Origin of the sequence: Sphaerochaeta sp. PS, from assembly GCF_032144095.1 — a bacterium.
Lineage (GTDB): Bacteria > Spirochaetota > Spirochaetia > Sphaerochaetales > Sphaerochaetaceae > Sphaerochaeta.
The window spans coordinates 36,546-49,946 of the sequence record NZ_JAVSNJ010000005.1 but is presented as its reverse complement, the minus strand read 5'-3'; the positions used below and the strand labels follow the sequence as shown (position 1 = coordinate 49,946).

Annotated in this window: 12 protein-coding genes; 1 reads left to right on the top strand and 11 read right to left on the bottom strand. The window is 53.6% G+C overall.

The window, feature by feature from the left end; genetic code table 11:
* Position 1: 1 nt before the first annotated feature.
* The 9 genes from ROJ03_RS06645 to ROJ03_RS06605 form a co-directional block, all read right to left on the bottom strand.
* A complete protein-coding gene (locus ROJ03_RS06645; RefSeq protein WP_313726226.1) occupies positions 2-526 on the bottom strand; it encodes a tripartite tricarboxylate transporter TctB family protein in 525 nt (174 codons plus the stop codon).
* 68 nt (positions 527-594) lie between these two features.
* The gene (locus ROJ03_RS06640; protein WP_313726225.1) at positions 595-1,557 is read right to left on the bottom strand and encodes a tripartite tricarboxylate transporter substrate-binding protein; all 963 of its coding nucleotides are present in this window, start codon (positions 1,555-1,557) and stop codon (positions 595-597) included.
* A 234-nt stretch (positions 1,558-1,791) separates the two neighbouring features.
* Entirely contained in the window at positions 1,792-3,312 is a 1,521-nt protein-coding gene (locus ROJ03_RS06635) for a sulfatase-like hydrolase/transferase (RefSeq protein ID WP_313726224.1), read from the bottom strand.
* 11 nt (positions 3,313-3,323) lie between these two features.
* Positions 3,324-4,175 carry a carbohydrate ABC transporter permease gene (locus ROJ03_RS06630; RefSeq protein WP_313726223.1) on the bottom strand — a complete coding sequence of 284 codons (852 nt, stop codon included), beginning with the start codon at positions 4,173-4,175 and terminating at the stop codon, positions 3,324-3,326.
* Positions 4,175-5,083, bottom strand: a complete 909-nt coding sequence (locus tag ROJ03_RS06625; protein WP_313726222.1) for a sugar ABC transporter permease — start codon at positions 5,081-5,083, stop codon at positions 4,175-4,177. The genes ROJ03_RS06630 and ROJ03_RS06625 overlap by 1 nt, the downstream gene beginning before the upstream one ends.
* A gap of 60 nt (positions 5,084-5,143) precedes the next feature.
* Positions 5,144-6,430, bottom strand: coding sequence for an extracellular solute-binding protein (locus ROJ03_RS06620; RefSeq protein ID WP_313726221.1), 1,287 nt, complete (start codon positions 6,428-6,430; stop codon positions 5,144-5,146).
* Between the two features lie 21 nt (positions 6,431-6,451).
* Complete coding sequence (locus ROJ03_RS06615) at positions 6,452-7,480, bottom strand: LacI family DNA-binding transcriptional regulator (RefSeq protein ID WP_313726220.1); 1,029 nt, start codon at positions 7,478-7,480, stop codon at positions 6,452-6,454.
* A 223-nt stretch (positions 7,481-7,703) separates the two neighbouring features.
* Complete coding sequence (locus ROJ03_RS06610) at positions 7,704-8,888, bottom strand: AGE family epimerase/isomerase (RefSeq protein WP_313726219.1); 1,185 nt, start codon at positions 8,886-8,888, stop codon at positions 7,704-7,706.
* Between the two features lie 34 nt (positions 8,889-8,922).
* Positions 8,923-10,146: an amidohydrolase family protein gene (locus ROJ03_RS06605; RefSeq protein ID WP_313726218.1), complete on the bottom strand. Its 1,224-nt coding sequence runs from the start codon at positions 10,144-10,146 to the stop codon at positions 8,923-8,925.
* Positions 10,147-10,185: 39 nt separating this feature from the next.
* Between ROJ03_RS06605 and ROJ03_RS06600 the strand changes: the two genes are divergently transcribed.
* Complete coding sequence (locus tag ROJ03_RS06600; RefSeq protein WP_313726217.1) at positions 10,186-11,010, top strand: AAC(3) family N-acetyltransferase; 825 nt, start codon at positions 10,186-10,188, stop codon at positions 11,008-11,010.
* A 10-nt stretch (positions 11,011-11,020) separates the two neighbouring features.
* Here ROJ03_RS06600 and ROJ03_RS06595 read toward each other — a convergent pair whose 3' ends face one another.
* On the bottom strand, positions 11,021-12,025 hold the full coding sequence (locus ROJ03_RS06595; protein ID WP_313726216.1) for a LacI family DNA-binding transcriptional regulator: 1,005 nt from the start codon (positions 12,023-12,025) through the stop codon (positions 11,021-11,023).
* On the bottom strand, positions 12,022-13,383 hold the full coding sequence (locus ROJ03_RS06590) for an FAD-dependent oxidoreductase (RefSeq protein WP_313726215.1): 1,362 nt from the start codon (positions 13,381-13,383) through the stop codon (positions 12,022-12,024). Before ROJ03_RS06590 ends, ROJ03_RS06595 begins: the two co-directional genes overlap by 4 nt.
* Between the last annotated feature and the right edge of the window lie 18 nt (positions 13,384-13,401).

Genomic DNA, 13,401 nt, shown 5'->3' with positions numbered 1-13,401 from the left:
CCTATGGTAGGCGGACGCCCAAGAGATAGCGGAAGATAAGGCCGATGACCAGTGCCGAAAGTACCACGATGAGGTAATACGACCTCTTCTTGATCCTGAAGTAGTAGAGCATCGCAACCGAAAACAACAGGGAGCTTGCGATAAACCCTATCAAGGGCATCAGGAGGGCGTAGAGGCCAAGCAAAGCAAGGATTACCACAGCCTTGATCTCGGTGAGGATCTCTATCTCCTGCACCTCGATCGTCTTTTTGCGAATGATCTTGAATAGCTCTGTCGCCAGCAACACAACCGACCCAACGACGATGATTTCCAGCAGCAACGTCGGGAATGTCCTGGCTGTGGTGGCTCCCTCTGCCTGGATCTTCACCTGGCTTGGCATAGCGAGAAATGCGGCCAAGGCGAACAAGAGGAAAACAATGGGCCCGACAAGCGTGGGGTAGAATTTGACCTTCTTGTCCTTGAGGGTTTCCCCCATCCTGTCGATCTTGCTGTCAAGTCTCAGCAGCAGTGTAAAAAACTTTTGCATATGTAACCCTTTCATAGGTATGGGCCTTCCTAGGATAGAAGGCCCACCTGAACCTATGGAATCGTTTCCTAGATGTTGGATGTAACGATAGAAGCAACTGTGGAGATATGCTTGTTGATGGAAGCACTATCCATGGGGTCGATCTCGATCATCATTGACTTGTAGAACTCAACAATCTCCGGTTTCTGGAGAATCGTCAGGTAGGCATTGCGCACCTTGTCGATGATCTGCTGGTCGGTTCCCTTGCGGGCAAGAATGAAACATCTGTTTCTGAAGAATGCATCGGAGCCGTACTCGCCTACACCCTTCACATTCCTGAACACCTCATTGTTCACACCCTTCTCGTCAAACACGACTACTGGGTTGAGGATACCGGCTTCCACGCTACCCCTTGCCTGTGACTGGTGGGAAATGGCAAAGGAGGTCTCACCTTTGGAAGCTGCATCGAGGGCAAGGTTTGCACCGTTGTAGCTTACCAACTCAAGGTTGATACCCAAATCCTTGGCAAGGGCCTTGGCCAGGAAAGCCTCAGACCCGGCAACACCGTTTACGGCAACCTTCAGCTTCTTGCCCTGTGCATAGGCCTTGAGTCCATCGAGGTCCTTGATGTTCAGCTTAGCATCTGAGGTAAGGACAAAGATGGAGGAGTAGAGGTTTATGATAGGCACATAATCTTCATACTTGAACTGGATGGCATCGGAGCCATCTACGTTAGGGGCGATGGAGAATGCACCTTCACCACCGAAGATGAGGTTGTAGGAGTTAGGGCCATTCTTCAGATAGTTGGTAAGGGCGACGTTTCCACCAGCACCCAACTCGTTTGTTGCCAGGACAGGCTTGCCCAACACTTCCACCCCATAGGTGGCAGTCTTTCTGTTTACAATATCAGCCACGCCTCCGACAGCCCAAGGGCAGATGACCGTGACAGCCTCTTTTGGCCAGGTGTCGGCAGCAACCTCAGCCTTTCCTGCAGCAAACAATGTCCCAAATGAGATCAGGACAACCAACAATACGAGCACACTCTTTTTCATGAGAACCTCCAAGTTTTTATGGTATGTACGGCTAATCGTACCATTGGTTTGCCAGAACACAATACAGAATATCAGTAAATTGAATAGAAGTTGTATGGTAAATAACAAATCCAAAGCAGTTGTATGCTACTTAATTGAAAAAAAAGAAAAAGCTGTAGGGGCGTTGAAAAACAGCCCTACAGCCTACAGTACAAGCTTATCCAATGCAGGCAATCAGCTCCTCTTGCCTTTCCCCTACTTTTTCATGTCGTAGAGCTTCTTGTTTCGTACAGCTTCCTGCATGGGTAGACCGGTATCGTAGTCCCACTGCCTCTCTTCATACTCATCATTCTCCCGTTGGCGGGTGAAGCCACTGTTCTGCCAGGAAGGGCTCTTGTCCTTCCTCCAGGGTCTTGCAACCCACTGGTAACCCCTGTAGAGGTCACGGCTCTCGTCCATATGGCTGATGAGCACATCATGCAACTCATCCCGTTTCTTGCTTGCCTTCGGGTCATTGATGAGGTTCCTTACCTCATGGATGTCGTCCTTAAGGTTATACAGCTCGTCGCTGTCCATCAGGTTGATGGTAAGCTTCCATCGCCCGTCGGTGACGCTACGCATCATCTGCAGGCCTCCAAAGCCATCATGGTCCACCTCGTAGCGGGTAAACTCACAGAAGACATAGTCGTTGACCTGCACCTTGGGGTCCTCGATCTGCCTCATCATGCTTACCCCCTGGAGGGCCTTGGGGAGAGGAAGGCCAAAATAGTCCAGGACGGTAGGGGTCACGTCGATATGGGATGCAGGATAGTCGACCACAGCCCCGCGGTTCTTCGCACTGCCCTTCCCCGCCTTGATGAGCAGGGGGATGTTTGCAACTTCCTTGTAGAAACAGGCATTCTTGGTCTGCAGCTTGTGGGAGCCCAACATATCCCCATGGTCGGAGGTAAAGATCACCAGGGCATCGGGGGCCACGAGGGCTATCTTGTCCAGCACCCTGCCGATCTGCTGGTCAACAAAGCTGTTGCAACCCAAAAAGAGGGAGAGCATCTTCGAGCTCTTGTTGATGGCCGAACCATCCTTCTCCAGGTCCTCCCCTGCCCAGAGCCTCTGCAGCAGGGGCTTGTCCTTCAGGGTATCGTGGAAGGTGGGGTTGTCCTCAAAGACAAAATCCTTGTACATCGTGTTGAACGGAGAGGGACAGATGCAGGGGCCATGGGGCTCGTCGTAGGAGACGGAGAGGAAGAAGTCCTCATCACTGTGGTTTTCCAGGAAGGAGAGGGCCTTGTTGGAGACCCTATGGGCATAGGTCATCGTCTCGTCCCAATCCTCGTCAAAGGAGGTATCGGCCTTACGGGAACGGACCCTGTCCTCTTCACTGAGCTCCAGAAGGTAGCGGTGCATGTCATACCAGTAGTCGGGATCCCACCCATCGGGGCAGATCCCATTGCCGAAGTAGTCCCCTCCATCGAGATGCCACTTGCCTGTATATGCACACCTGATGCCCTTGTCGCTCAACCTCTGGCCGAGGGTCTTCACATTCTCCCCAAGGGGGACACAGTTGGTAACCATCCCATTGGTATGGGGAAAGGTGCCGGTGAAGATGGCAGAACGGGCAGGACCGCACACCGGCTGGGTTGTATAGGCCTGGGTATACCGGATACCCTCCTCCGCCATCTTGTCCAGGTTCGGGGTCACCATCCTCTCATTCCCATAACAACCGAGCATATCCTTACGGGTAGTGTCGGTCATAATAAACACAACTTGTCTAGGCATTATCCACTCCATCAGCCCTTGACGGCACCAGCCACCAGGCCCTTAATCATATATTTCTGGAAAAAGAAAAACAGCAGCACTACGGGAATCGTCCCTACGATCGAGATCGTATTGACCAGTGACCAATCATAGGAGAGTTCGCCCAGGTACCGCAAGGCAATTCCCACCGAAAGCGTCCGTTTCATATCGGCCTGGATGAGCGTTGCTGCGTGCAGGTAGTCATCCCAGGTCATCAGAAAGGCATAGATGCCGACAGCCACAAGGCCTGACTTCACCAAGGGGGTAACGATGGAGAAGAGGATCCGCCACCTCCCAGCCCCATCGACGTATGCCGCTTCCTCGATCTCCTTGGGAATTCCTGCAAAGAAGCTGGACATCAGGATGATGCAGAAGGGGGCCTGGGCTGCAAGCAGGGCAAGGGAGAGTCCACCCAGGGTGTTGATGATGCCCAGCTTTCCCATGATCGAGTAGAGGCTGATCATCCGGCTGATGACCGGAAACATCTGGGAAGCCAGCAGGAGGGCGAAGAACCAGGTGTTCCACCTGTGCCTGAACCGCGCAAGCGAATAGCCGGAGAAGATAGCCACCACACAGCAGAGCAGTGCAACAAACGAGGATACGATGATGTTGTTCTTGTAGTAGACAAAGAACTGGTTGTTCTCGTGGAACAGGCTCAAAAAGCTGGTCAACACAGGGTGCCGGGGAAAGAAGGTCGGCGGGTAGCGGTAGGCTTCCATGTTGGTCTTGAAGGCAGTGATGAGCACCCAGTAGAGAGGGAACAGCAAAAAGAGCAGGATTACCGCAAGGGCAGCATACTTGAAGAAAGAGAAGAGCTTACTGTCGGACTTCATGGTAGTTTTCATCACATCTCCTGCACTCTGAAGAGCTTGTTGTAGCCAAAGATGACGGCGATCATCATGAGCATCCACAAGGTGGTGATGGCAGCGCCGGAACCAAGGTTCATCCCCACAAACGCTTCACGGTAGCTGAGGACTGCCAGGGTGGTAGTGGAGTTGTTCGGTCCGCCTCCGGTCATCGTCCAGAAGAGAGGGAACTGCTTGAAGTTCTCGATGATGGACATGGAGACCGAGACCTTGATGACCGGGCTGAGGTACGGCAGGATGATGGAGAAGAAGCGGCGAATCTTCCCCGCCCCATCGATCATGGCCGCTTCCGAGATGTCCTGGGGGACATTCTGCAACCCTGCAAGCAAAAGAAGGGTCATCAGGGGAATCTGCTTCCATAGCGCAGCAACCCCTACCCCTGTCAGGGCAGTAGAGGGGTTGTTCAGGATGGCAAAGTCACTAAGGTGGCCAAAGGTCACCAGTGAGACCAGATACTTGAGAAGCCCGTACTGTGGCTGGAAGAGCCACATCCAGATGAGGGCTGAGATGACCGTCGGCACTACCCAGGGGGTCATCATGACACTGCGCATGAACCTGGCCCCCCTGATGTTGGAATTGAGGATCAGGGCAAGCAGGATGGCCAGGAGGAACTGGACCAGCACCACCCCGATGACGAAGGAGAAGGTGTGCAGGGTTGCTCCGACAAAGTCGTCGGTCTTGAAGAGGTAGAGGTAGTTTGCAAAATCATTCCACACCCCGGGCTTCTTTGTGATGATGTTCTTGACTCCGTAGGCCTGGAAGCTTTTGATGACCGAGTCCACGATCGGGACCACAATGAAGGAGAGCAAAAGCAAGAACGCAGGCAAGTCAAGCAGCAGGGAGAAAAGCGTGTCGCTTCTCTTGCTGGATAGTGGTTTTGGTTTCATAGGGCAGCGACTCCTTGTGAAGGGGGGCTGGTAGAGTACCAGCCCCCTGAGACAACTCTATTACTGGGAGATCTTGACTGTAGCCGATGCCTTGAACTTCTCGATTGCAGAAGAGACATCCTGCTTGCCGACTGTCACGGCCTGGGCAAGGGAGCAGAGTTCCAGATTCAGGGTAGAGATCTGTGGGATGAAGGTCTGCACCCGAACCCTACCTGCTGCAGGAGAAGCACCCTTGAGGATGCCATTGTTGACCACGCTCTCCATCGAAGCCATGGAGTTCTTGGCTGGGTATGCAGGGGTGAGGTCACGCAGGTAGTCGTTGAGCACATCGGTGGAGATGACATACTGGACGAACTTGGAGAGGGCTGCAGTACGAGCCTTGCCATTGTCCATAAGGATAAAGCAGTGGGCCTGCAGCAAGCTTTCGCCACTGCCTGAGCCGCCTTTGAGAGGTTCAGCAGAGGCTGTGAAATCCACTGCCTTGGCATTGATGGACTTCACGCCATTGAAACCCCATGACTGGTCGTAGTACATGGCCAGCTGCCCAAGGGCAAAGAGGTTCCGGAGGTCCTTGAGCTTTGCATTCTGGGGGTTATAGCCCTTCTGGTCGAGCAGTTGCACCATGGAAATGGCATCCTTGAAGCCCTGGTTGTCTACGGAGAGCTTGCCCTGTGCATCGAGAACCTGGCCACCGAAGTTGAAGACCATGGCGTTCAGGGATGCTCCAGATACGGGTACTGAGGCGGTTGTCTGGCCAAAGGCATAGACCTTGTTGCCGTTTGCATCCTTGAGCTTGGAGAGCTTTTCAGCATAGCTGAGCATCTCGGTATAGGTCTTGGGAGGCGTGTTGGGATCGAGGCCAGCCTGTTTGAAGAGGTCCTTGTTGTAGTAGAGCACATAGGGTGATACATAGAGGGGGATGCCGTATGGCTGTCCATTGACCTCAAAGGACTTGAGTACATCGGGATAGAAGTCGTTGACGAATTCAGGGGGAAGGATATCCCTGATGGGGGCGGCAAGGCCTGTGTCGACAAGGCCTGGTACCCAGTCGATCTCGCCGAAGATGACATCGACCTTGTCACCACCGCCGGCCATGTTCACCACCTGGTTCACAATCTCGCCATAGGGGGCGGTAACCCACTCGATGGTGATGTTGGGGTTCTGGGCTTCAAAGCCAACCTTGACGTTTTTCCAGAACTGTTCGTACCCACTCTCAAGCAGGGCATAGTTTGCCACCTTGAGGGTGACAGGTTTCTCTGTTGCGACGGTCTTTTCAGCTGCTCCTGCTGCAAACAGGATGCTTGTCGTTACCAGCACTACCAGTAGCATTGCAAGTAATTTTTTCATGATCAGTCTCCTTTTATACTTCTATACGCTTGAGCGCATAATCAACTGGGTTTCCAGGTGCTCCTCTATCCTTGCGGAAAAGGAGGACCTGTTGTCGATCAGGGAGATGATCATCTTCATGACCAAGGCCCCGATGGCCTTTTGTTGGATCTCCATGGAGGAGAGCCTGGGGGTGGTGAACCTGCACATACGGGAGTTGTCAAACCCGATGATCGAGATGTCGGAGGGTACGTTGTACCCAAGGGCCTTCACCGCTTCCATCCCCACCAGGGCCATATGGTCGTTTCGGCCGAAGATCCCGTCAGGGACAAAACCCCTGTCCTGTACCAGATGGGTGATGGCTTGCATAAGCTCTTCCTCACTTTTGCAGCCTGCGATGACATTGGTTTCGGAGACATCCAGGCCATATTCCTGGCACTGGTCGAAGAAACCCTTCAGACGCCAGTCATCCCTGTCACTCCTGTGCCCTTCCTTGCTGATCCTATCCAGGTACAATAGGTTGCGCCTGCCGCGTTCATGGAGGCAGCGCACACAGTTCCTTGCCCCCCTGTACAAACCAGTGTTGATAAGTCCATAGACCCCTGTTATGGAGGAGTAGTCACGGATTTCCAGCAGGACTACAGGGATCTCCGAGTTGACCAGACGCTGGATCTGCCTGAGGGGGAAGTTTGCCGACCCTATGACGACTCCGTCGAAGAACCTTGAGTAGATCCTGTCGACAAAATCCTCGTCGTTGTGGTCTGCGCAGAGGGTGATGAAATACCCTTCGTTGTAGGCAAAGGCATCGATCTCGCTGATGAGCTTGCCAAAGTATTCACCCTGGATGTCATCAGCTATGAAGAGGATGTGGTTGGATTTCTTCCCTTTCAGGGCCCTTGCCATCGCATTGGGCCTGTACTTGAGTTTGGCAATGGCTGCCTCAACCCGCTCCCGTTTTTCGCTGTTTACATACCGGTTTCCGTTGATGACGTAGGAGACTACCGTCTCGCTGACTCCTGCTTCCAGGGCTATGTCGGCTCTTGTTATGGTTTTCAGCGTTTTGTCTGACATAGGGCTCCCAACAAAAGAAAAACTAGAGTGTACACACCTGTGTACATACAAAGACTATGACGGTTTTTCTGTTCTGTCAATATAATTCGGGAGGAACGTCACCTGAGTCATGGTTCTGATACTGCCGGCACATAGACGACAAGGCCCAAAGGGAACTTCCCCTAGGGCCTTGTCTACCATTCTCTCAATGTTGTGAATTCTCTGTTTGCCAATCCCAAGCCTACTACTCTACCTTCGCTAGCTCGCTGAACAGGCTGTTGCAGACCAGGTACATCCTGGGGATGTGGAAAGGCCCCTTGTACATGTTGCCTTTCAACGGGGTGGAGAGGGAGTTGTCCTTATGGAGGTAGCCATACCACTCGCCAAACTCACCGTCGATAAAGTGGCGTTTCACATACTGGTCGGCCTGGCTGAACTGTTCGAGATAGTGCCGGTCTCCTGTCAGGGAGTAGGCCATGAGGTTTGCAATGGTCGCCTCACACTGGGGCCACCAGAACTTCATGTCATGCCAGTACTCGGTAGCGCTCTTGCCTAGGGCATCACGGAAATAGATGATGCCGCCATGCTCCTTGTCCCAGCCCACTTTCCACATCCAGTCGAGCATCTTGGTTCCTAGCTGCATGAGGGTGGCATCATTGTTGCGATACCTGGCCTCACGCATGATGAACCAGGCGCCTTCAATGGCGTGGCCAGGATTGAGCAGCCTTCCTTCAAAGTGCTCAAGCTCGAGGGCTCCATCCTCGGCACACTGCTCTACCACAATCTCCAGCTCAGGGCGGACAAAATAGGTCTCGATCTCCTTGAGCAACCCATCGATGAAACGATTCAGTTCCTCGGCATGCTCAGGACATGCCTCGCGTAGCTCCTGGGCAGTATTGAGCAGGATCATGGGAAGCCCGAAACCTCGGGATTTTCGTTCGTACTTGGGTACCAGGATATCATTAGCCAGGGTATCAAGCACCGTATGGAAGAGGTTGTATGCCTTGGTTGCATACTCCTTCTTGCCAAAGGCCCTGCTGTAGGAAGCAAAGCCGATGATGGCAAAGGTCTCGCTGAACACATACCTGATTCGCTTTACCACAGGCTTGCCTTCCCTGCTTACCCTGAAGTACATGCGCCCGTCAGAAGGGTCGAAGCCAAACCGTTCAATGAAGGAGACCAAGGAAGAACAGACCTCCTGGTACTCGGCCTGCTTGCCATGGAGGCGGGCAGCTTCACTGAACACCCACAGGGCCCTACCCTGGAACCAGATGGACTTGTCAGTCTCAAGTAGGGAACCATCACGGTCGAGACCGGTAAGCATCCCGCCATATTCACGGTCGAAGCCATGGTTCAGCCAAAATGGCAGGACATTGTCCAGCAGCATAAAGCGATACTCGTTGGCAAGAATCGAAAACTTGTTTTTCATACCACACCTCACTTATGATCAGACAGGGTAGGTCCTACCCTGCCGTAAATACATCCAATACATCCATTGTTTCCGAGAGTAGCACCAGGTCTGCACGATAGCCAACCTGGACCTTTCCCCTATCAGGGAGAGTGAGCACCCGCCCCGGGTTCTCCGAGGTAACCTTGAAAAAGGAGAGCTTATCGAGCAGGCCCTGATGGTAGAGATTTCTGGCAGTTTCCACTATCAGAGTTGCCGAGCCTATCAAGAGGTCATTTTCCTTGAAATAGCAGGCCTTCCCATTGGAGTAGATGGCCTTTCCCGCATAGAGGCCTTCACATGCACCCAGGCCAGCCAAGTTCATGCCATCGGAGACGATGCAGAGCCGGGAGGTCCCCAAGGTGTTGAGGGTAAGGTCCACCACAGAAGGGTGGACATGCACGCCATCACAGACCAACTCGTAGGTTGCATGGCTATAAGCCCTGACAAACGGCAGGGTCGCCAAGCCAGGATTCTTGTGGTCGATGGGGCTCATGGCGTTGAAGAGGTGGGTCAGATGGTGTTTGGGCTTCACCTGAAGGTGGGAAAGCAGGGCGTTGCTATGGCCGTAGGCAACTACCACCCCATGCTCTTCCAAGACAGCAGAAAGTTCTTCACTACCCTCCAGCTCTGGGGCAATGGTCATTGTCGAGACAAGCGGGGAATTGGCATAGGTAAGGGCAAGGATGGAATCAAGATAGGCCCTATCATAGGCTTTGATGCTATGGGGGAAGATTCCACCCCGTTTCTCCTGTGCGATAAAGGGGCCTTCGGTGTAGACCCCAAGCAGGTGGGATGAAAGGAAGGGGCTTGCCTGTAGGGCTTGCCTTACAGCATTGAGCACGTCCATATCCATGACCGTGGCAAGTTGGAAGGCTGTTATGCCCCGCTCTGCAAGAAAGGAGGCCATCCCTTCCAGGCTAGCCTGAACATCATCTTGTGTAGGGTCAAACCCACCACAGCCATGGATGTGCATGTCGATCAGGCCAGGACCCACAAGGTTGGCCTTGGCATCGAAGATAGCCAGGCCTTGCAGCAAGGAAGCATCATACGGCCCAATGGAGGAGATAACCCCACCTCTGACCACTATGGTGGTATCAAAAAGCAACCCATCTGGGGAAGCAACAAGGGCATTGGTTATAGCGTAGTCGGCTTCATGGTGGATCATTTGGTAGTCGTTTCCATCCAGAAATAGCGTATCATGCGTCTCACACTCCTCACCTTCAATTCCACCTACCAATCTATCACAACTGCTCTTTTAATACGATAGGAGCTTTCTTTGAAAGATGAAATACGGATCATCCCGCCCATCCTTGATTCTTCCCCTCCCCTATGGCATCATGGCGCAATGCACACGAAAACCTCATTACAAGAAGATCTGAAAAAGATGGGAATTGACCCTAAGGGGACAGTTCTGGCCCACTTTTCCTACAATAGCCTAGGGGAAGTCGAAGGCGGAGCAGAAACCGTCATTGATGCCTTTATCGAGTATATGCGCGATGGCCTGATGGTCTTCGTTACCCATACCTGGGCTACCGTTGATGCAAGCCAACCTAGCTTTAGCAGGGAACACTCTGCCTGCTGTACCGGTATTGTCCCTGAGCTGGCAAGAAAGAGGAAAAACGGCTTCCGCTCCGGCCACCCTACCCATTCGGTTGTCGCCTTTGGCAAGGATGCCGAGAGTTTTGTTGCGGGTGACGAGCATTGTGGCACCCCGTGTGCCAGAGACTCAGCGTGGGGAAGGTTGCTCGACCGTGATGCCACCATCCTCCTGGTAGGGGTCGGCATGAACCGCGACACCTTCTTGCATGGTGTGGAGGAGTGGGTCGATGTCCCTGGTCGCCTGAGCGAACAGCCCTATATGCTTACCAGCAACCTGGGTGAGGGAAATACCGTCCAGGTCCTTTCAAGACGGCACATCGGCCATCCTGCCAACCAGTTTCCCAAGGTGGAGGAGCAGTTCAAAAAAGCGGGCATCATCAAGGAAGGGACGATTGGCGATGCCAAGGTCCTCTACCATCAGGCCCAGGCCATCTATGAAGCCCTTATCCCTATCCTGAAAGAAAACCCCAACCTGTTCGATGATGAAAGCATCAAAGAGTAGCTAAAGGTCCTCAATGCAGGGCCGAACTCTCCGCTATGATCAGATAGAGGGGGGTAAGCTTCTTCAAGGATTCCAGGGGAACGTCGGAAAGGAGTGCCGAAAGGTGCTCCACAGCCAACGAACCCAGTTCCAGACGTTGGTTTGTCCAACGGGTCCAGTTCTGGTGGCTACCCTGCCAGTCATCCTCCAACACAGCACCCCTGACATCACTACCCAGGGTCAGACCCCTCTTCTTGAGCTGCCGTTCAAAGGAATCGAGCAAGAAAAGGCGGTCGAATACCACCACCTGATGCTCCAGCACCTGGGCCCAGGCCTGTTCATCCAGATGGTTCTTCCCGTCGGCTTCCACAATGATGACATCCAAATCTGCCTTTTGGGCACTCTCCAACAGATAGGTCCGCTTGTCTCGCCTGGGCTCGTGCTCTGCTTCCATGGCCTCGACATAGATAAGAGAGCCAGTCTTGCATAGAGGACGCAAATGGGCAACAAGCTCGGCAATGACGGTGCGGTAGTCGAAGGTCACCCAGTGGGTCTGGACTCCGGCTACCTCTCGCCTACCGACAAACACCAGGGGAAAATTGTTCTTGACCAACCGCTCAACGCCCTTGTCATCCCTGTTTACACCCATCATGACAGCACCATCGGCAAGCACGATGCGTGAGGAGTTCTCCTCGGTCGGGCGGTTGTTCAGGATGAGGATGTCGTAGCCATGCTTTTCGGCACTCTCCTGGATACCCACGAAGAACCGATAGTACTCGTTCAGGGACTCTACCGGAAACATCTGCTCATAGGTAAAGACGGCGAGCAGGGAGTTGTTCCCACTCTTGAGCTTCCTTGCAACCATGTTCGGCACATAGCCAAGCCTTGCGGCACATTCGAGGATCTTCTCCTTGGTCTTTGCCCCCACCCGGATGCTCTGCCCGTCCTTGCCGTTGAGTACAGCCGAAACTGAGGCATAGGAGACCTCAGCAGCCTTTGCCACATCCTGCAGGGTTACCCGTTTGAAATCCTTCATCCGATGAACGCTCCATTTTCTCGCAAGGTCCTCTGCAGCAAGGGAATATCGATCGAGAACAGATCTTTCCCAGTCTTTACGGCGATGGCGACAGCAGTGCCTGCACCCTGCCCTATCGCCGAGCAAGAGGGGCTGACCCTCAGGCTAGCATGGGCTTCAAACTCGCTGCTGGTGTTCCTTCCTGCAGCCATCACATTGGGTACCTGGGTATTGAGCAGGCTTCGTAGCGGTATGGTATAGAAGGCTCCATAGGGGAAAAACTGGGTATCCGTAGCCTCTCCATCGGGGGAGTGGACGTCGATGGGATAGCCACAGGCCGAAATTGCATCTTCAAAGATGGTCTGGGCGAACAGGTCCTTGACCGTCACCCGATAGGCACCCTTGAGCCTTCGGGAACTGCGGATGCCTATCCGCGGTCCGCTATAGGTCAACCGGGCATTCTCGAAGCCTGGGATATGGGTCTTGAGAAAGCTATAGAGCTCCCAAACCTGGCGCCTGCCCTCCAGCTCTGCCCCGGTCAGGGCGATGGGGTCAACAGGATTCTTCCCATTGATGCGGGTCATGTTCACAATGACCTCATTCTTGGCGTTGGTCTCAAAGCAGAGCACAATGTCCCGGTCGAAGGTTATTTCACCCTTCTTCACCCCCTCCATCATGATCTCCTGGAAACCGGAGAAGGAGAGCCGGGAGGCGCTGTGCTGCAACCCTGCCTTGGGCGCAAGGAAGGGGAACAGCTCGATGTCGGTATCCATCAGGTTCCTGATAACCTGGATGTCCACCCCGACCAGCTTGAAGTTCATCGTCATCGGCTGGTCCCTCCCATCACTTTCACGCCCCTGCTCATACGGGATTCCGGCCATCGCGATGAGGTCGGAGTCCCCGGAGGCATCGATGAAGAAAGGGGCCGAGAGGGTAAAGAGGTTGCCTGCACACAAGCACTCTATGCTGGATAGGAGGCCGTCACGGAGGGTGGCCTTCACAAAGCTTGTATGGAAAAGCAGGGTAACCCCTGCCTCAATGCACATGAGCTCCAGCTCGTGCTTCATCCCCTCTGCATCAAAGGGGGTGACCGTATAGGTATACCCTGTTGAATCGGGGATATGCCCCACCGAGAGGCCTTTGGCGACAAGACGTTGGATCATCTCATCCCCCAAGCCCCTCACAACCTGCTTTTCACCTGCATGGAAGGTCATCATGGGGCCGGTGCCGCAGGCTGTCAGGGTCCCTCCAAGGTAGCCCTCCTCATCAAGCAGCAATACCTTCAGGCCCAACCGACCTGCCGCGATGGCGGCCATGCTTCCGGCCATACCACCACCGACGACGATGAGGTCAAAAGATGTATCAGCATATATATCCATTACACACTCCTTGGATAC

Bases quoted from the DNA above. Each gene is read 5' to 3' on its own strand.
- ROJ03_RS06620 (WP_313726221.1), bottom strand. From the start codon at position 6,430: ATGAAAAAATTACTTGCAATGCTACTGGTAGTGCTGGTAACGACAAGC.
- ROJ03_RS06640 (WP_313726225.1), bottom strand. From the start codon at position 1,557: ATGAAAAAGAGTGTGCTCGTATTGTTGGTTGTCCTGATCTCATTTGGG.
- ROJ03_RS06635 (WP_313726224.1), bottom strand. From the start codon at position 3,312: ATGCCTAGACAAGTTGTGTTTATTATGACCGACACTACCCGTAAGGAT.
- ROJ03_RS06625 (WP_313726222.1), bottom strand. From the start codon at position 5,083: ATGAAACCAAAACCACTATCCAGCAAGAGAAGCGACACGCTTTTCTCC.
- ROJ03_RS06645 (WP_313726226.1), bottom strand. From the start codon at position 526: ATGCAAAAGTTTTTTACACTGCTGCTGAGACTTGACAGCAAGATCGAC.
- ROJ03_RS06615 (WP_313726220.1), bottom strand. From the start codon at position 7,480: ATGTCAGACAAAACGCTGAAAACCATAACAAGAGCCGACATAGCCCTG.
- ROJ03_RS06630 (WP_313726223.1), bottom strand. From the start codon at position 4,175: ATGAAAACTACCATGAAGTCCGACAGTAAGCTCTTCTCTTTCTTCAAG.
- ROJ03_RS06590 (WP_313726215.1), bottom strand. From the start codon at position 13,383: ATGGATATATATGCTGATACATCTTTTGACCTCATCGTCGTCGGTGGT.
- ROJ03_RS06610 (WP_313726219.1), bottom strand. From the start codon at position 8,888: ATGAAAAACAAGTTTTCGATTCTTGCCAACGAGTATCGCTTTATGCTG.
- ROJ03_RS06595 (WP_313726216.1), bottom strand. From the start codon at position 12,025: ATGAAGGATTTCAAACGGGTAACCCTGCAGGATGTGGCAAAGGCTGCT.